Annotated in this window: 7 protein-coding genes and 1 pseudogene; 7 read left to right on the top strand and 1 reads right to left on the bottom strand. The window is 67.6% G+C overall.

All coding sequences use genetic code 11. The annotated features are described in order from the left end of the window. Positions 1-12: 12 nt before the first annotated feature. A complete protein-coding gene (locus KIH79_RS01305) occupies positions 13-1782 on the bottom strand; it encodes a protein kinase domain-containing protein (RefSeq protein ID WP_219057724.1) in 1770 nt (589 codons plus the stop codon). Positions 1783-2195: 413 nt separating this feature from the next. Here KIH79_RS01305 and KIH79_RS01300 point away from each other — a divergent pair, with 413 nt between their 5' ends. The 7 genes and pseudogenes from KIH79_RS01300 to pepN all read left to right on the top strand — a co-directional run bounded on the left by KIH79_RS01300 (position 2196) and on the right by pepN (position 19883). Continuing rightward, entirely contained in the window at positions 2196-4343 is a 2148-nt protein-coding gene (locus tag KIH79_RS01300) for a glycoside hydrolase family 127 protein (RefSeq protein WP_219057723.1), read from the top strand. Between the two features lie 332 nt (positions 4344-4675). Next, positions 4676-8992 carry a PD-(D/E)XK nuclease family protein gene (locus KIH79_RS01295; protein ID WP_219057722.1) on the top strand — a complete coding sequence of 1439 codons (4317 nt, stop codon included), beginning with the start codon at positions 4676-4678 and terminating at the stop codon, positions 8990-8992. Then, a complete protein-coding gene (locus KIH79_RS01290; RefSeq protein ID WP_219057721.1) occupies positions 8989-13089 on the top strand; it encodes an ATP-dependent DNA helicase in 4101 nt (1366 codons plus the stop codon). Before KIH79_RS01295 ends, KIH79_RS01290 begins: the two co-directional genes overlap by 4 nt. A gap of 174 nt (positions 13090-13263) precedes the next feature. Continuing rightward, on the top strand, positions 13264-14016 hold the full coding sequence (gene dapB / locus KIH79_RS01285) for a 4-hydroxy-tetrahydrodipicolinate reductase (RefSeq protein WP_219057720.1): 753 nt from the start codon (positions 13264-13266) through the stop codon (positions 14014-14016). Between the two features lie 70 nt (positions 14017-14086). Continuing rightward, positions 14087-14977, top strand: a complete 891-nt coding sequence (dapA, locus tag KIH79_RS01280; RefSeq protein WP_420829336.1) for a 4-hydroxy-tetrahydrodipicolinate synthase — start codon at positions 14087-14089, stop codon at positions 14975-14977. Between the two features lie 489 nt (positions 14978-15466). Continuing rightward, positions 15467-17185, top strand: a pseudogene (locus KIH79_RS01275) (ribonuclease J); the annotation flags it as partial. 88 nt (positions 17186-17273) lie between these two features. Next, positions 17274-19883 (top strand): aminopeptidase N, encoded by a 2610-nt coding sequence (gene pepN, locus KIH79_RS01270; protein WP_219057718.1) that lies wholly within the window; start codon positions 17274-17276, stop codon positions 19881-19883. The last annotated feature ends 156 nt before the right edge of the window (positions 19884-20039 follow it).

Below are 20039 nucleotides of genomic sequence, written 5' to 3'. Positions count from 1 at the left end.
TGGATCATCGGATCATTGGTCGTCGGTGTCGAGGGCATCGTCGTTGGCGTCGCCTGTCCGGCGCTGCACGCATGACGTTGCGGGACGGGCCGACGTTCGACGATCGGCTCGCATGATGCTGATATGGACGCATGGTTCGGCATCGTCGCCGCGCAGCGTAAGCGTCGTGCCGCTGACGGATCGCATTCCCGACTGCCGCATGCGTTCCGCAGCGATGTCTTCGGCGTCGCCGCTGTTCGCGACGGCGGGTGACCACAGATAGGAGTCCCCCTCCCGCGGATCCGGATTGGACCACGTGAACGTGACCGTGTCTCCCTGCGCCACGCCGGTCAGCTGTTCGGGAGCCGGCACGATGTCGTCGAACCGCAGCATCGACGCCGCCGAATCGGAGTCTGAGATGGTGAGCGGGGACGCCGCGCCGGCAGGGAACGGTCTTTGCCGCAAGGGCAGCGAGTCCATGCCGGCATAGGCGGCGGCCAGCGAGCCCGTGATCGCGGCCGTGACCAATGCCGCGGCGGTGAATGACGGTTTTCGGTGCCCGACGGCCGTATACCGGTCTCGGCGGTGTGTGTTTCGGCAGGAAGCGGCATGCCGACGAACACGGCACGGCGATGCGCCGTTCCGCCGGCATGCCGCCGTGCCCGAGTATTCCGGAGCGTTCAATGAACCGGGATTCGTCCCGAATGAATCAGAAGCTGAACCAGGACCTGAATCAGGGTCGGTTCCGGAAACCGTTCCGGAAGATCCCGCAACGCCGATGCCGGCCCGGGTTCGTTCCGGATACGGCGGAATCCCGTCGACGACTATCGGCGTCATGACGCGCGACAGCCGGTGCTGGACGCGCTGCAGATCCCGCGCCAATGCCAACGCCGACCCATGCCGTTCCGCGGGCGATGGCGAAAGCGCCTTGCGCAGCACATCCGCCAACGGAGCGGGCATATCCTTGGGCATGTCCGCGGACCGCAGCGCGTGCGCGCCGCCATTCGTGCCGTCGCCCGTGTCGTCGTCCACGCCGTTGCCGGCAATATTGCCGGTAACCCCGCCAGTGATCTCGTCCGCGCCGTCACACAGGCCGCCAGGCGCGTATCCGACCGGCGCGTATCCGACCGGCGCGTGGCCGGCATATGCCGCGAACAACGTGGCCGCCAGCGAATACACGTCGGACGCCTCATCGCCGCCGGTGTCACCGTTCATCACCTCCGGTGCCGCCCACAGCGTCGAATGTCCGGTCCATTCGTCGGAACGGTACACGTCGGCCGCCACGCCGAAATCGGCGAGCATCGGCAGGCCTTCGCCGTCGATCAGCACGTTCGCCGGCTTGACATCCCGGTGGACAATGCCCCGGCGATGCGCTGACGCAAGCGCTCCGGCCAATCGAACTCCCCAGTCCGCGGTCTGCCCGGCACTGAGCGTGCGGCGGGCAAGCAGATCGCCGAGGGATCCGCCCGGTGCATGATCGAGCATCAGCCATCCCCGGCCGTCGTCGGTCACTCCCGCATCATGGATGGCGAGCACATGCGGATGCCCGCCGAGCCCGGACAGGGCACGGACCTCGGCGACCAGACGGCGGCGGGCGCTCCCGTCGAGCGGCGCACGCGACACCTTGACCGCCACCAGACGCGTCCCATCGTCCGTCCGGTACAGATGCACGTCCGCCGTGCTGCCGCGGCCGAGCGTTCGGACGAACGCATGGCCCGGCAAGGCCGGAGGCCGACCGCAGGGGAGTCCGTCCAAGGTCGCGGCGTGCGAATGCGCCGGCGTCGCGGCGTTGCCGTGTGGCATGGTGACCTCCTTTGGCCGGTCGCCCGCAGGCGTGCGGCGCGTTCCTCACGCCGGCCCGTCGGACGATGGGTGAGGCGAGCATACACGATCGCGCCGCGACGCCGGCCGAATGTCGACCCCTGTGGTCGAAAGGTCCGGAATCCCCGTGATTTCAACAAGCAGCTCTCCGGGCGGGTACGCCGATTGTGGATAAGTAGGGGGTATAAGTGGACTGGTGGCGGACCGAACAGAATCGTGTCAATCATGCCGGTCTTTCCGTAAAGCGCCTTATTCGCGCGAAAAACAAACGCATATGCAAACAGAGCCGGTTTCTCCACTCAAGCAACGAAAAGTCCACCTTGCCGCCCGCGCCCGGCACCGTAGAGTGAACGTGTCATCGCAAACAATCGGTTCGCAACATCAAGGGAGATACCATGACCCAGTACAGCAAACCGCTGCCGCTGAAAAACGTCACCGTCACCGATCCGTTCTGGCACACCGAACAGGAGCTGGTGCGCACGGCCGTGATCCCGTTCCAGTGGAACGCGCTCAACGACAACGTGCCCGGCGCCGCGCCCAGCTACTGCATGCACAACTTCAAGGCCGCCGCCGCGCAGAACGCCCGCAAGGAGGGCGAAGGCAAGAAGTTCGTGCCGCCGGCCTACACCTACCGCGGCTTCGAATCCAAGCCCGACGACCCGGCCCACCCGGACCCGGACAAGTTCTACGGCTTCGTGTTCCAGGACACCGACTTCTCGAAGTGGATCGAGGCGGTCGGCTACAGCCTGACCCAGCATCCCGACGCGGAGCTCGAGAAGACCGCGGACGCGGCGATCGACATCGTGTGCGCCGCCCAGCTCGACAACGGCTATCTCGACACGTACTACATCCTCAACGGCATGGACCGCGCGTTCCACAACCTGCGCTGGCACCACGAGCTGTACTGTCTGGGCCATCTCATCGAAGGCGCCATCGCCTACTACGAGGGCACCGGCAAGGACAAGCTGCTCAAGGCCGCCGAACGCTTCGCCGACTACGTGGGCGAGGTCTTCGGCCCGAACCCGGACCAGCTCAAGGGCTATCCGGGCCACGAGATCGCCGAAATGGCGCTCGCCCGCCTTTCCAGCCTGACCGGCGAAAAGAAGTACCTCGACCTCGCCAAGTTCTTCGTCGACGAGCGCGGCACCGAGCCCAACTACTTCCGCTACGAGGGCGAACGCGACAAGAGGGACGGCTATTCCGATACCGACTGGACGTTCGACTACCCGTACGCGCAAGCGCACAAGCCGGTGCGCGAGCAGGATGAGGCGGTCGGCCACGCGGTGCGTGCGGGCTACCTGTACTCGGGCATGGCCGCCGTGGCGAAGCTGTCCGACGATCCGACGCTGGTCAAGGCGTGCGAGACGCTGTGGCGCAACATCGTCGACAAGAAGCTGTACATCACCGGCGGCATCGGCGGCACGGTGCATGGCGAGGCGTTCTCGTACAACTACGATCTGCCGAACGATTCCGCGTATTCGGAATCGTGCGCGGCGATCTCGCTCGCGTTCTTCGCCCGCCGCATGCTCGAACTCGCCCCGAAGGCCGAATACGCGGACGTGATGGAGCTGGCCCTGTACAACACGACGCTCGCCGGCATGGCGCTCGACGGCAAGAGCTTCTTCTACGTCAACCCGCTCGAGGTGTATCCGGAGGCATGTCACAAGGACAACCGCGTCTGGCACGTCAAGCCGGTGCGTCAGAAGTGGTTCGGCTGCGCGTGCTGCCCGCCGAACATCGCCCGCATCGTCGAATCGGTGCAGGAGTATGCGTACACGGTGGCGGATGATGCGTCCACGCTGTACACGCACCTGTACATGGGCGGCGTGGCGAAGGCGACGCTGAACGGCGCGGAGGTGACGCTGGACGTGGCCGCGAACCTGCCGTGGAAGGGCGACGGCACGGTCGCGGTGCGCTTGGACGCCCCGGCCGAGTTCACGCTCGCGTTCCGCCTGCCGGGCTGGGCCGGCGATGATCCGGCGGTCGCGCTCAAGGCCTCCGGCGAGCAGGACGGCCGCGTGACGCGCGAGGTGCGTGACGGCTACCTGTATCTGACCGGCGAATGGCGCGACGGTGACGAGATCGCGTTCGATTTCCCGATGCCGGTGCGCATGCTGGCCGCGAACCCGATGGTGCGCGAGGACGTGGGCAAGGTCGCGTTCGTGCGCGGCCCGATCACATTCTGCGCCGAAGAGAAGGACAACGGCGACAATCTGCACTTGCTGCATGCCGACGTCGACGCCATCCTGAACGATCCGGCATCCGTCAAGGCTGTGCCGTTCGAGTTCCATGCGGGAGCCAAGGGCATCGACGAACAGGGCCAGGGCGAGGTCGAGAACGTGACCCGCGACATGGTCAAGCTCGAAGTGCCGGCGTGGCGCGAACCGGTTCCGGCCGGCGCGACCGCCGAATCCCCGGCGTTCGCCCCGCTGTACGCACCGTATGCGCCCGTGAAGCGCGAGCCGGTCACCGCCACGCTCATACCGTACTTCGCGTGGGCCAACCGCGGCGAAAACGAGATGACCGTCTTCCTCAACGACTGAACCGTGCCGTCGACACGCGGCTGACTCGAGCCGTCCCGCCCTGATCCGATTGAACGATCGGTCGCGGCGATCGAGCCGGCCGTACTGATCGGCACCATGCAACGGCCGCCGGCATACGCGCAATGCGTATGCCGGCGGCCGTTTTGCCGTTTTCCACGCGGTTCGTCGACGATCGGCTGCGTTGCGACACGCCGATACTCGTTTTGTCCGGTTACAGAAAACAGCGGGCGGCGGCACGAATCGACGCCCACGGACACAAGCGGAAGGAAAGCGCCATGACGGAGGAGAGGCACGGCCAGGCAACGGGCAGACCGGAATCTAGGGTGGAATCCATGAACGGAAATACGACGGCTTCACGATACGAACTCCTCGACCTGCCGATCGACGACGGATCCGATCGCGCCGACGCCGGCCCCGGCGACGCCGCCTTCATCGTCGCGCCGGACGATGCGTTGCACGCCGTCATACACGGCGAGCGCCCGGTGCTGCTGGTCGCCGGCCCTCCGTGCAGCGGCAAAACCACGTTCGCGCTCGACGCTTTGCGCCACGGCATCGACGCATTCGGCGGCAGCAACGTCCAGATGGCCGTGTCCGGCAGGCAAAACGCCGACCGTCTCGCCGACCTGATCATCCGCCGGACCGGACCAATGTCGCAGGCCCGACCGGTCACCACCCTGTCCGCCATCGCCTTCCGGCTGATTGCCGCCGTCCGCTCCCGACTCGGACTGCCACAGCCGAAGCTGCTCAACGGCGCCGAACAGGACGCCCTGCTGCGCGGCGTCGTCGACGCGCATGTCGGCCACGTCCGTGCCGGCGAGCCGTGCGAGACCTGCGCCCTGCTGCGCGAATACTTCGCCGTCGACGATTGGACCGGAGTCATGACCGGCGACGACGGTTCCGAAGACGATGCGCATGATTCGGCGGAACCGGTCGCCGGCTTCGCACGAGGCGTCAATGACGAATTCGTCATGCAGCTGCGAGACATGCTCGCCCGCATGAACGAGCTCGGAGCGTCGGCGTCCAACGAAGCCGCGCTGCTCGGAGCGCTGTCCGCGTGGTCGCCGCGCACGGAGCGGCTGCATGTCCAGTGGCGTCTTGCCTTCGCGCTGCGTCGGGAATATGCGGCCGCGATCGGCGCATCGTATCCGGACGAATTCCGGCTCGATTCCTCCCGCTTGCTGGTCGAAGGCGTCCATGCGGCCCGTGACGCCCAGCCGTCGGAGCTGCCGGCGCTGGTCGTCGTCGACGACTGCCAGGATCTGACGCTTGCCGGATTCGCGTTTCTCGAAGCCCTGCGGTCGAGAGCGACCCGACTGGTGCTGGTAGGCAATCCGGACGAGTCGGTGCAGGCGTTCCGCGGATCCTACCCCGAATACCTGTTCGCCCAACTGCGGCAGCGACTGCACGCGACCATGCTGCGCATCCGGCCGGCATCCATCCGCGGCGCCGTCGACGGCGAGACCGGCACCGTCGACGATCATGATCCAACGGGTGCACAACACGGACGCGCATCCGGCCATGCGGCCGGCCACACGTATCGGGACCTCGTCGCGTCTCGGATCTCGCTGTCCATCAGTTCCCCGCAGAACGAACCGCTGCCGTTGCCGTCGCGCCCGGGCAAGCTGCCGCAACTGCCCGGCAGCCTGCCGATCTTGGCGGTCAAGGACGCGACCCTGATAGCGGACGGCAGCCTCGGCGCCGCGTTGTACCGCAGCGCGACCGACGAAACCGAAGACGTGGTCTGGCAGATCAAAACCGCGCATCTTGCCGATCGCCGCGACTGGAACGACATGGCCGTCATCGCGCACGACAACGCCACCGTGCGCAGGCTCGGCGAACGGCTGAGACGCGACGGCGTGCCCGTACGATACTCGTCGGTCACCCGGCCGCTCAAGGACGAGCCGTTCGTGCAGGGCCTGTTCGCCCTGCTCGAACTGGCGCGTCTGCGCGATACGACGCCGGACAAGCTGGGCATGAGCCTGTCCGCCGCCGCCGTGTACGTGCGCTCCCGCGTGGCGACGATCATGAACTGCCCGCTGATCAGCGTGGGCGGCGGCAACGACCACGAGGGATATCCGGCGAAACTGTCCGTCGCAGAGTCCGCGATGGGCGCGCTCGCCGCGCTGGCCGGCGTGCTGCCGGAGCGGGATGCCCCGCAGCCCGACCGCGACCGCAATGACGACGCCGACGCCGGCAACGCGGAACGATCGCTGGCCGGACTGATCCGTGACTGGCATGATCTGAAGGACACGGTGCGCCAGGCACGGTCCGACAGCCGCATCAATACGGACGACAGTCTCATGGACGCCGATGCCGCGGCCGGCGACGACCTGCAATTCGGCATGGAAGCGCTGTACCTGCTGCTCGTGTTCGCGAACACGGACGCGGTGACCGATGCCGTGCGATCGGTGTGCGGCAAGGATCCCCACGTCTCCGCATTCGCGCGCGTATGGTCGTTGATCGGCACGATATCCTCCGGTCTGCACGACCTTGCATCGCAGGAGCCGCAGTATGCACTGGCGCTGGCATGGGACTCCTGCGGCGTGGCCCGTCGATGGCAGCGCGAAGCGCTCAACAACACCGATGCGGGGCGTGCCGCCAACGACCGTCTCGACGCAGCGATGCGCCTGTTCGACTACGCTTCCGGTTCGGCGGCGGCACGCACGCTTACCGGATTCATCGCGCAGGTGCGCGGCATGCGCATCGAAGCCGACTCGCTCGCGAAGATCGCCCCGGTCGATCAGGCCGTCACGCTCACCACGCCGGCCGGATCCGCCGGACTGCACTGGCCGCTGGTCTGGATTCCCGCATTGCAGCAGGGCGTCTGGCCGAATCTCGCCGCGCGCAACACCATGTTCGGCGGCGAAGACCTCGCCGACGTCATGCTCACCGGAGCGCTTTCCCGCGATTCACGCGACCGGGGAGGCGATCCGCAGCTGGCTGCGGTGCTGGCCGGCGAGCAGAAAAGCCTGCTCGTGGCCCTCACCCGTGCCGTGGAACGCGCCGTGATCAGCGCCGTTGCGAACGACGATCTGAATCCGTCCGATTTCCTGTACGCCTATCTGCCCGAACGATTCGACCGCACGACGCCGCAGTCGCGACTGCCGTACGTGGACGTCGGCCAGGGAGACCTGTACTCCGGACTCGATGCGACCGCGCGCGGTCTCGTCGCCGCGGCCCGCGTGGCGCTCGCCGTCGAACCGGAGGCTTCGCCCGCAAGCGACGATGCGATCGCCGCGCTGCGATTGCTTGCCGACAACGGCGTGCCCGAGGCCGATCCCGGGAACTGGCCGTTCGTGGCGGATCATGTCGCGACGATCCGCGCCCATGCGGAGACGGCCTCTTCCGCGAACACGACCCCGAATCCCTCCCGTGCCTGCGCGGAAACCGCCGCGAACCACGACGATGCCGAGACTGCCGGACATGAGGTCGGAACCGGTGCCATGACCGTCACGCTCTCGCCTTCCGCCGTGGACGGCATATGGGCATGCCCGGTGTGCTGGCTGATGGAGAACCGCTTTGCAGGCCCCCGGGCCGGCAGCACGTCCACATCGTTCGGCTCGCTCGTCCACGAGGTCGCCCGTCAGGCCAGCGCCAACGGGCTTGACCGTCCGGGCAGCTACGCAGACCTTCCGATCGATGCGCGCATCGAACGGGTGCGCGACGGCATGATGGACCTCTACCGTGCACTGCGGGCCGACCCGGCCGTCACCGCGAGGCCGGAGGACCGATACGACGCCGCGCGCAAGGACGCGACCGCCGAAGCCGTATTCGGCAGAATAGCCGACTATTTCGTCGCTTCTAACGAGGCCGCGTATCCCGTCGGCAACGCGAAGAACTTCACCGTCGGCACGCTCGAATCGGCCGAATGCGAACGCTCGTTCACCGCGCTGTTCGATCTCGGGGACATCGCCGCCGCCTATAACGCGCTGGACGGCGTCAGCTCGGTCGAACCGAGCGAACTGGCCGCCATCATGGGCACGCTGGTCGGCGGCTGGCCGGAGGCGATGCGCGACGGGCTCACCGTGCGTCTGACCGGACGCATGGACCGCATGGAACACCGCGCGTTGCCGGACGGCGAGGAACGGATCCGTCTCATCGACTACAAAACGGGCTCGGTGCCCTCCACACAGGCCGTGTTCAACGATCTGCAGCTCGTGTGCTACCAGCTGGGACTGGCGTTCCCCGAAGGCGGCGAACGGGGAACGGCCGCGCTGCACGCCATGCCGCGCATCGCGCAAAGCTGCCTGTTCCACGTTTCCGCCAACAATGCGCCCGCCCAAAGCTACGGGGCGGAAAGCCTGTACCAGCCGGCGCTGTTCGCCGAAGGGCGGCTCAACGAGACGGCATACACGCCGCGCTACTACTACAAGGACATGGCGAAACTCGCGGATCTGCCGGAACTGCCGCCGGATCCTCCGCGCGGCGTGAGCGGGCACGCATGGGAGCAGTTCCTCGCCCTTCGGGGCACGCAGGCCGTCTGGGCGCTGACCATGATCGCCCGCGTCTTCTACGCCGCGGCCGCCAGCCGCAGCGAACGGCTCATCGTCCATCCACAGGCCTCGCACGTGAGATTCTGCCGCATGAAGGCGGCATGTCCGGCGTGCGCCGGCCGCATCGACACCATCTTCGAAACGAGGCAGGCATGAGCGAGACCACCTTCACCGACAGTCCGGAACAGGCCGAAGTCATCGGTGCGCCCGCCGAAGCCGACGTGCTCGTCGTCGCGGGCGCGGGCAGCGGCAAAACCTACACCATGACCCGACGCATCATCAATCTGATCGAACGAGGCGTCTCCCCGGAACGCATTCTGGGACTCACCTTCACGCGCAAAGCCGCCAGCGAACTGCTGAACCGCGTTTCGGCCGCCGTGGCGGGCAACGCCGGCGGCGACGGACGCCGCGCGTTCCTCAAACCGGAAGTATCCACCTACGACGCCTTCTTCCAGTCGATCGTGCGCCAGTACGGCCTGCTCGTCGGCTTCGACCAGAACACGCAGCCGCTGAGCGAAGCCGGCGCGATCCAGCTCGCGTCCACCGTGGTCGGACGGCACACCGACCTGCTGCTCGCCGACGACTACGGGTCGTTCAATGCCGTGGTCGGCAAGGTGCTTGACCTGTCGCATGCGATCGGCAACGCCATGATCGGCGGCGACACCGCGACCGTCGACGAGGCGATCGACCGCATCCGCAAGTGGGACAAGGATTTCATCGGCCAACTCGACAAGGCGATCGGGGACGCGCCGGTGCCGGACGAGGAGCCGAAACCGAAGAAGCCCCGCCGCGCCAAAAAGGACACCGACGCGCAGTACGCGGCCAAGCGCGAGACCTATCGCGCGGAGCTGCACGATCTGTGCGTATGGCGATGCGCCGCCCTGCGAGACACCGCACAACGCCGCGAAGTGCTGCTCACCCTCGTCGAAGAGTACGAACGCGAGAAGCGGCGCCAGAACATGGCGGAATTCAGCGATTTCACCGTCGCCGCATATCAGCTCGTGTCGCGATTCCCCTCGATCGGCGAACGTTACCGGCGCCGGTACACGCATGTGCTGCTCGACGAATACCAGGACACGTCCACCACGCAGGCCATGCTGCTCGCCGCGCTGTTCCACTCCGCAACCGGCGGGCGCTCCGCGGTGAACGCGGTCGGCGACCCGTTCCAGTCGATTTACGCGTGGCGAGGCGCCAGCCCGGGCGCGTTCCGCATGTTCCAGCGCGATTTCGGCATGGGGGAGTCGGCCCGCCCCTACCCGCTGAGCGTGACCAGACGCAATTCGCGCATCGTGCTCGAGGCGGCCAACAATCTGACCGCCCCGTTGCGCGTGCCCCCGCGCCGCGCCGGCAGCTCGCTCATGAGGGAAGTGGACGTCGCCCCGCTCGCCGCCTTCGACAAGGCGGCCGAAGGCACGGTCGGCGTGCTCGGGCTGACCACGTTCGGACAGGAGATCGATGCGGTGGCGCGGTTCGCGAAGGCGGCGATCGCCCGATACGGGAACGGCGCCGAGACGGATGCGACGCCGCACGTGGCGGTGCTGTTCCGTGCCAAAACTCATATGGCCGAGTTCGCGCAGGGGCTCGAACGCGCCGGGCTGACCACGCTGGTGGTCGGCTATTCGGCGCTGCTGGAACGCCCTGACGTGCAAGACCTGCTCGCCCTGCTCCACGCCGCCGCCGACCATACCGACACGAACGCGCTCATGCGCCTGCTGGCCACGCCGCGGTACGGGCTGCACGCCGACGACCTGACCGCGTTGGCCCGGATGGCCGAACGGCTGGACACCCGGGCCCGGTACCGGGCGCTTGTCGCGGCCGGACTGGTTGACACCGATGCTGGAGTGAGCGGCGACACCGACGACGGAGACGACGGCGACGAGCATGCCGGATTGCCCGTTCCTGAGACCGTCGCCGCCGCGGTCCGTGACTACCGCGACCGTGTTCCCCACGCCGTGTTCCTCGCCGACCTGCTCGAACGCAAGGACCTGCAGGGGCTCGTTGCGGGCGAGCCGAGCCTCGGAGCGCAGGCCCGGGCCACGATCGTGCGCGCCGGCGTCGCGCTGCGTGCCGTGCAGGCCGCCGTGAACCATCCGCTTGCGGAAGTGATCGAAACCGCCGTGCGGGCGTTGGGCCTCGACATCGACATGATCGTCGCCCAGGCCGTCGCGCATCCGGACCGGCCCGTGGACCCGTCCGCGGCGCGTGCCGGCGTGGACGCGATCGAATCCCTGGTGGACACCTACCTGTCCGAGATCGTGGAAGGCGGCACGCCCACACTGCGCGGGTTCATGGCATGGACCGATTCCCTGGCCACCGTCGAAGAGGAGGCGACGGCCACACCCGACACGCCGGCCGACGTCGTGCTCATGACCATCCACCAGTCCAAGGGGCTCGAATGGGACGCGGTCGCTGTCGCCGGCATGGCCGCCGGCACGTTCCCCAGCAGCAAGGGACGACTGCACATCGAAGCCGACGAGGATCACGCCGGCGGCATGAACGGCGAATCCTGGACGCCTCCCGAATATCAGGCCACGGTGACGACATGGCTTGACGATCCGGCGGCCGTGCCGGTACCCGTGCGCGTCGACGCCGGCATCCTGCCGCGTTTCCCGCACGATGCCACTCCGGGCGGCGATCCACAGGACGCGCTTGCGATGCTCGACGACGTCGAGGTGATCGACGACGAGATATACGGCGACCTGCGCGGCAAGGACATCGGCGACGACATGGACGAGGTCGACCCGGACGGCTGGTACGTGACCCAATCCGAAGAATACGGGCGCCGCCTGCTCGCCGACGAACGCCGGCTCGCCTATGTGGCGCTCACCCGGGCCCGGCACGACGCGCTGCTCACCTACAGCCGCTATCCGGGCACAGGCCGGGACCCGCGCCCGACGCTGGACCGGCCCGGCCGCAAGCCGAACGAGGCCAAGCCTTCCGTGTTCTGGACCGAAGTGCGCGATTCGCTGTGCCACCACGCCGATCTGGTCGCGACGGACACCTCGCGGTCCGCGGACGGAGCGGGTGAAGAGGTACGGGCCGCAGCCGATACGGTCGAGACCGGCGCCGCCATGCCGTCGCTCGACGGCATCGGCGCCGACCGGCCGGACGGGTTCTTCGTTGGCGAGCACGCCGCGGACTACGAGCGGGACGTAGTCGAAGCGGCTTGGGCCGCACCGCTCGAGCCGCACGACGAGGACGCGACCCTGCCGTGGCCGGCATCCCTGTCCCCAAGCGTGATCGACCGGCTGGTCGGCGCAATCGCGGCGCATGGCACGGCACGAGACGGCGGTGCATCCGACACCACGGACGACCCCGGCAACACGCCGGACCGGGATTCGCTGCTCGGCCGGGCGACGCTCCTCACCGCGGACCCCGACCTCATGCCGCGCGAATTCGACGACGCCGGACAACTCGACGAGTATGTGCGGGAACAAGCATTGCGCATCCTCGACAACAGCCGGCAGTCCGTCACTTCGCTGCAGGCGAGGGCCGGACACCTCGGCGACGGCGAACGGCGCCGGATATGGCGCGGCATCGTCCGCCCGATCCCCCACGTGGCCTCTCCACTGGCCGAGGCGGGAACCTTGTTCCACTCGTGGGCCGAACGCTTCGTCAACGCCTGGGACGACGGCGCGATCGACGATGCGCTCGACGATGCGGCCTACGGCTCGCTCGCCGACACCACCGGCGGCATATCGTTCGGCACGGCTCCCGCACCGGTGTCGCGCGCGACGATGATCGACGAACTCGCCGCGCGGGAGCAGGAGCTGCGACGGCGCGAAGCGAACGGCGACACGGTGTCCGCCAAGGATCGCGAACTCGCCGTCTGGCAGCGCCGGCTCGCCGAATCGCGGTGGGCGAAACGCCGCCCCGCATGGGCCGAACGGCAGATCGTCGCCGCCATTCCCGGCATCGGCGACGCGATCGTCAACGGCAAGCTCGACGCGGTGTTCTACGGAGGACTCGACGATGCGAACGACGGCAAGCGGTACACCATCGTCGACTGGAAAACCGGTCACCGGCCGGTCAGCCCCAAGGACATCGAACGCAAGCTCGTGCAGCTCGACTGGTACCGCCTGCTGCTGTCGGCCATCGAACGCGTGCCACTCGACAGCATCGATGCGACCCTGTACTACCTGCGCGAGCCGGACGAGACGAAACGCGAACTGCGGGCGCTGAGCAAAACCGAAGCGCAGATCCTCGCCGAACTGCGCGACGGCGGCGTGCCTGAACAGTCCGACAACGACTGACCGGAAAAAGGCTGACCGGATCGGGCGTTCTGCGATGCGGACGCGACGCCGCGTTCCGGCCGGCGCCGGCCGACGTGACGATACGATGGGTCAGGAAACGACAGAACCGTCGCCCACGCATCACTGCAGTCGCCAGACCCGTTGTGATGCACAGGCATACGTAAGGAGAACAACATGATCAGAGTTTCCGTGGTGGGCGCCAAGGGACGCATGGGATCACACGTCGTCGACGCGGTGAACGGCGCAGCCGACGCTCAGCTCGCGCTCGCGCTCGACGCCGGCGACGACCTGACCGCGATCACGCCGGACAACACCGACGTGGTCGTCGAATTCACCGTGCCGAGCGTGTCGCTCGACAACGTGCTCGCGCTCGTGAAGCAGGGTGTGAACGTCGTCGTCGGCACCACCGGCTGGACCGACGACAAGCTCGCGCAGGTCAAGGCGGCGCTCGCCGAAGCCCCTCGCGAGGGGCAGACCGTGTTCATCGCGCCGAACTTCGCGATCTCCGCCGTGCTCGCCGATCACTTCGCCAAGGTCGCCGCACCGTACTTCGAATCCGCCGAAGTCATCGAACTGCACCACCCGACCAAGGTGGACGCGCCCTCCGGCACCGCCATCCACACCGCGCAGGCCATCGGCGAGGCTCGCCGCGCCGCCGGGCTCGGCGACATGCCCGACGCCACCGAAACCGACGGAGGCTCGCGCGGACAGGTCGTCGACGGTGTGCACGTGCACGCGGTGCGTCTGCGCGGCCTCAACGCGCACGAGGAGGTGCTCTTCGGCAACGCCGGCGAGCAGCTGACCATCCGCGCCGACAGCTTCGACCGCATCAGCTTCATGCCGGGCGTGCTCCTCGCCGTGCGCAAGGTCGCCTCCGGCGCCTATCCGGGCCTCACGGTCGGCCTCGACCACTTCCTCGACCTGTAAGGGCCGTTCGATTTCCGGCCGGGGCCAAGCGTCCCGGCCGAGAAGTACCGTAAACCGTATGACTGAGACGATGCATCTTCTTGATCCGGCCCCGTTCGGCCGCATCCTGCCCGCCATGATCACCCCGATGCGAGCTGACGGCTCCGTCGACTTCGAGGCGGCGCAGGCCGTCGCCAAGCAGCTGGTCGAAGACGGCGCCGACGGCATCGTCGTCAACGGCACCACCGGCGAATCGCCGACCACGCACATGGACGAGAAGGTCGACCTTGTGCGCGCCGTGCGCGAGGCCGTGAACGTGCCGATCATCTCCGGAGCCGGCTCCAACGACACCGCGCACACCGTGCGCATGGTCGAGCAGACTCAGGAGGCGGGCGCCGACGCGGTGCTCGTCGTCGCGCCCTACTATTCGCGTCCCTCGCAGGAGGGCGTCTACCGCCACTACAAGGCGGTCAACGACTCGGCCGACAAGCCGATCATCATCTACGACGTGCCCGGCCGCACCGGCCTGCACATCCAGCTCGAAACCTACTGCCGCATGGCCGAGCTTGACCATGTCACCGCCGTCAAGGACGCCACCGGCGACATCGCCGGCGCGGTGCGCAAGCGCATGGAAACCGGCCTGACCTGGTATTCCGGCGACGACGGCCTCTTCCTGCCGTTCCTGTCCGTCGGTGCGGTCGGCATCATCTCCGTGATCGCCCACGCGGCCGCCGGCCCCATGCGCGACCTCGCCGACGCGTTCGACCGCGGCGACATCCACGAGGCGCAGCGTCTCGCCGTCCGGCTCGCCCCGCTCGTCGAGGCGATGAACGGCAACGGCTTCCAGGCCGTCATGGCCAAGGCCGCGCTCAAGGTGCGCGGCGTACTCGACGACACCACCATGCGCCTGCCGAACGTGGGCCCCGGCCCCTCCGAACTGTCGCGCGCCGAAAACGGCATGCGCGCTGCCGGCCTGCTGTAACGGTCGGACCGCGGCACGGCGCGCGCATCAGGCCGGATTGCCCGCCGGGCCACGTGCCGTGCAGTCCGCGGCTCCGGCGCAACGGGGCCGCCATCATACGTCGTTCCCAGCACAGGCGGGAACACCAAACAATGGAAATCCAACTAGGAAATGGTTACAGAACAAGAAACATCGCAGAACACCACGCGCAAGCGCTCCACCAAGCGCAGCGCAACCCAGAACCAGACCGAAAGCGAGCAGATCGCGGCGGCCCAGGCGGCCGTCGAACTGCTCGGCGACCTCGACGGACGTGAAGCCGGCGAGGCCTCGCAGTCCGACAAGGCCGACCGCAAGTCCGCCAAGTCCGGCCGCACCCGCCGCTCCGGCAAGTCCGGCGACAAGGCCGAAGGCAAGGCCCCTCGCAAGTCGTCCCGCCCCCGCTCCGAGCGCGGCGAACGCTCCGAAGGCCGCCGCCCGTCCGGCCCGCGCCGCGTCTCCCGCGGTGGCCAGCCCGCCACCGCGCCCCAGCAGGACGCCGTGCTCATCGCGCCCCCGAAGTACCGCAAGGGTTCGCTGCGCATCGTGCCGCTCGGCGGCCTCGGCGAAATCGGCCGCAACATGAACGTCATCGAATACAACGGCCACCTGCTGCTCATCGACTGCGGCGTGCTCTTCCCCGAAGAGGAGCAGCCGGGCGTCGACCTGATCCTGCCGGACTTCGACTACATCAAGGACCGTCTCGACAAGGTCGAGGCGCTCGTGCTCACCCACGGCCACGAGGACCACATCGGTGGCGTCCCGTACCTGCTCAAGCTCCGCCCGGACATTCCGCTCATCGGCTCCAAGCTCACCCTCGCGTTCGTGGAGGCCAAGTGCAAGGAGCACAACCAGCACCCGACCATGGTGCCGGTCACCGGCCGCGACAAGATGAAGGTCGGCCCCTACCAGCTCGAGTTCATCAACGTGACGCACTCGATCCCGGACGCGCTCGCCGTGTACGTGAAGACCCCGGCCGGCACGCTCATCGACACGGGCGACATCAAGCTCGACCAGCTGCCGCTCGACCACCGCATCACCGACCTCGTCGAGTTCGGCAAGATCGGCGAGCAGGGCGTCGACCTGCTCATGATGGACTCCACCAACGCCGAGGTGCCGGGCTTCGTCAAGCCGGAGACCTCGATCGGCCCGGCGCTCGATCAGGCGTTCGCGCAGGCCAGCCGCAAGATCATCGTCGCAAGCTTCTCCAGCCACGTCCACCGCGTGCAGCAGGTCGTCGACACGGCGCACAAGTACGGCCGCAAGGTCGTCTTCGTCGGCCGTTCGATGGTGCGCAACATGTCCATCGCCGCCGACCTCGGCTACCTGCACCTGCCGGAGGACACCGTCATCGACCTCAAGCAGGCGCACGACGTGCAGGACGACAAGATCGTCTACATGTGCACCGGCTCGCAGGGCGAGCCGATGGCGGCGCTCGGCCGCATCGCCGACGGCAACCACCGCGACATCACCATCAACGAGTTCGACACGGTCATCCTCGCCAGCTCCCTGATCCCGGGCAACGAGCACGAGGTGTACAAGGTCATCAACAAGCTCGTCCAGCTGGGCGCTCGCGTCGTCAACCGCGACAACGCGGCCGTGCACGTCTCCGGCCACTGCAACGAGGGCGAGCTGCTGTACATGTACAACATCGTCAAGCCCAAGTGCGCGATGCCGATCCACGGCGAGAACCGCCATCTGGTCGCCAACGGCCTGATCGCCGTCAAGACCGGCGTGAACCCGGACAACGTCGTGCTCGCGGAGGATGGCGACGTCGTCGACCTGTACCACGGCAAGGCCGCGGTCGTCGGCTCCGTGCCGTGCGGCTACGTGTACGTCGACGGCGATTCGATCGGCGAGCTGACCGACGAGGAGCTCGAGAAGCGCCGCATCCTCGGCACCGAGGGCTTCGTGTCCAGCTTCGTCGTGGTCGACACCGACGCGCGCGAGGTCGTCTCCGGCCCGAAGATCTACCTGAACGCCGTGGCCGAGGACGAAAGCGAGTTCGACAAGGTCCGCCACCAGATCGTCGAGCAGCTGAACGACGCGATGATGAGCGGCACGAAGGACACGTACAAGCTGCAGCAGATCATGCGCCGCACGCTCGGCGGCTGGGTCGCGCGCCAGCTGCACCGCAAGCCGATGATCGTCCCGGTCGTGGCGGACATCGCCAACGACCTGATCGAACAGTAGACAGTAAGTTTCCCGCACAAGCGACAAGCAGAGGCGGCGTGAACGGCACAACCGATCACGCCGCCTCACGATTGAAACAAGGAGTGACATGCCAGGAGCAAACCTCACCCGCATCGAAGCCGAAGAGCGCAAGGCCGTCGTCGCGGCGCCCATCCACTACGCGGTCTCGCTCGACCTGACCGTCGGCGCGAAGAACTTCGCGTCCACCGCCGTCATCACGTTCGACGCCAAGCCGGGCGCCTCCACCTTCCTCGACCTGATCGCCGACGAAGTGTCCGCGATCACGCTCAACGGCGCCGCGCTCGACCCGGCCGCGGCCTACGCCGACAGCCGCATCGAACTGACCGACCTCCAGGAGCACAACGAGGTCGTCGTCAAGGCGCTGTGCCGCTACTCCAACACCGGCGAGGGCCTGCACCGCTCCGTCGACCCGTCCGACGGCAACGTGTACCTCTACTCCCAGTTCGAAGTGCCGGACGCGCGCCGCGTCTACGCCGTGTTCGACCAGCCCGACCTCAAGGCCACGTTCGACTTCGACGTGCTCGCCGCCTCCAGCTGGATCGTCACCTCGAACATGCCGGTCAAGTCCGTCGACGCGACCGACCGCAACACCGAGGAGGGTACGCTCGGCGACCATGCGCCGGAAGCCGTCAGGCACTGGACGTTCGAGACCACGCCGGTCATGAGCTCCTACCTGACCGCGATCTGCGCCGGCCCGTACGCCGAATGGCACACCGCCTACCGCAACGAGGACGGCCGCGTCGTGCCGATGGCCCAGTACTGCCGCCAGTCGCTCGCCGACGCGTTCGCCAAGGACGTCGACTACCTGTTCGACATCACCAAGAAGGGCTTTGCGTTCTACGACAAGACGTGGGGCGTGCCCTACCCGTACGCCAAGTTCGACCAGATCTACGTGCCCGAGTACAACGCGGGCGCGATGGAGAACATCGGCATGGTCACCATCCGCGACTCCTACGTGTTCGACTCCAAGGTCACCGACGCGCTCGCCGAGCGCCGCGTCGTGACCGTCCTGCACGAGCTCGCCCACATGTGGTTCGGCGACTACGTGACCATGAAGTGGTGGAACGACCTGTGGCTCAACGAGTCGTTCGCCGAGTTCACGTCCACGCTCGCCACCGCCGAGGCGACCGAATGGCACGACGCGTGGGCCACGTTCTGCTCCGGCGAGAAGAGCTGGGCGCTGCGCCAGGACCAGCTGTCCACCACGCACCCGATCGTCGCCCCGATCAACGACCTGAACGACACGTACGTCAACTTCGACGGCATCACCTACGCCAAGGGCGCCTCCGTCCTGAAGCAGCTCGTGTTCTACGTGGGCCGCGAGAAGTTCTTCAAGGGTATCAACGCCTACCTGAACAAGCACGCGTACTCCAACGCGACGCTCGCCGACCTGCTGAGCGAGCTGGAACTGACCTCCGGCCGCGACCTGAAGGCGTGGAGCGCCCAGTGGCTCGAGCAGTCCGGCATCAACACGATCGCCACCGAGGTCGAGACCGCCGCCGACGGCACGATCGAATCGCTCGTGCTCAAGCAGAGCGCGCCGATCGAGCATCCCGTGCTGCGTGCGCACCGCCTCGCCGTCGGCTTCTACGACGAGGATCCGGCGACCGGCAAGATCATGCGCACCGACCGCTTCGAACTCGACGTCGACGGCGAGGAGACGGTCGTCGCCGCGGCCGCGGGCAAGCAGCGTCCGGCGCTGATTCTCGTGAACGACGACGATCTGACGTACACCAAGCTGCGTTTCGACGACGCGTCGCTCAAGTTCGCGACCGAGAACCTGTACCGCTTCGACGACGCGCTCGCCCGCGCCGTGATCTGGCTCGCGCTGTGGGACATGACCCGCGACGGCGAGCTGGCCGCCGCGCAGTTCGTCGACACGACGCTGCGCCTGCTGTCGACCGAAACCGAGTCGACCACGTTCCGCTACGCGCTCGGCTGCATGAGCACCGCCGCATGGCACTACACCGCGCCGGCCGACCGCGCCGAGGTCATCGAGCACGTGGCTGCCGAACTGTGGAAGCTTGCGTCCGCCGCCCCGGCCGGCTCCGACCAGCAGTTCCAGCTCGCCACCGCCTACCTCGGCTACGGCGAGGAGGGCGACGAGGCGTTCGCCGCCAACGCGAAGGGCCTGCTTGACGGCACCGTGAAGCTGGACGGCCTCGAGATCGACAACAACTTCACGTGGACGCTCGTCAACGCGCTCGCCTCGGTGAACGTGTTCGGCGAGGCCGACATCGACGCTCAGCTCGCCAAGCGCGACACCACCGAGAACCGCGAGTTCGCCTACGGCGCCCGCGCAGTGCGCGGCACGGCCGACGCGAAGGCGTGGGCGTGGGACCAGGCCCTGCACAACGACGAGCTGACCAACTCGCAGCTCGAGGCGGTGGCCCGCGGTTTCGCCGCGACCCCGCGCGCCGATCTGGCCGACCCGTACGCGGAGAAGTACTTCGAGATCGTCGACTGGGTGTGGGCGAACAAGACGTTCCACATGGCCGAGGCGCTGCTCGGTGGCCTCTACCCGATCTACGCGGATCCGGCCACGCTCGTCGAGCTCGGCAACGAGTGGCTCTCCAGCCACGAGACCGCCGACAACGCGCTGCAGCGCATCATCCGCAGCAACGTGGAATCCTCGCAGCGCACCCTCAAGGTCCGCGACTTCAACGCGGCGCTGTAAGGCGGTTCGCCGATTCGGCGTCGTGCGCCGAATGACGACAAGGCTCCCCGTCCCGACTTCGTGCCGGGCGGGGAGCCTTTCCCGTTGCGTTGCCGGGAACGGATCCCGCGCTCGAACACAATGCGGGGAAATTGGGCGGCATTATGCGTGGGGGAG

It is taken from the genome of Bifidobacterium miconis, assembly GCF_019331735.1.
Classification (GTDB): Bacteria; Actinomycetota; Actinomycetes; order Actinomycetales; family Bifidobacteriaceae; genus Bifidobacterium; species Bifidobacterium miconis.
This window is presented reverse-complemented; position numbering and strand designations above follow the sequence as displayed.

Excerpts from the sequence above, each read along its gene's own strand:
- KIH79_RS01305 (WP_219057724.1), bottom strand. The coding sequence starts at position 1,782 with ATGCCACACGGCAACGCCGCGACGCCGGCGCATTCGCACGCCGCGACC.
- KIH79_RS01300 (WP_219057723.1), top strand. The coding sequence starts at position 2,196 with ATGACCCAGTACAGCAAACCGCTGCCGCTGAAAAACGTCACCGTCACC.
- KIH79_RS01295 (WP_219057722.1), top strand. The coding sequence starts at position 4,676 with ATGAACGGAAATACGACGGCTTCACGATACGAACTCCTCGACCTGCCG.
- KIH79_RS01290 (WP_219057721.1), top strand. The coding sequence starts at position 8,989 with ATGAGCGAGACCACCTTCACCGACAGTCCGGAACAGGCCGAAGTCATC.
- dapB (WP_219057720.1), top strand. The coding sequence starts at position 13,264 with ATGATCAGAGTTTCCGTGGTGGGCGCCAAGGGACGCATGGGATCACAC.
- dapA (WP_420829336.1), top strand. The coding sequence starts at position 14,087 with ATGCATCTTCTTGATCCGGCCCCGTTCGGCCGCATCCTGCCCGCCATG.
- pepN (WP_219057718.1), top strand. The coding sequence starts at position 17,274 with ATGCCAGGAGCAAACCTCACCCGCATCGAAGCCGAAGAGCGCAAGGCC.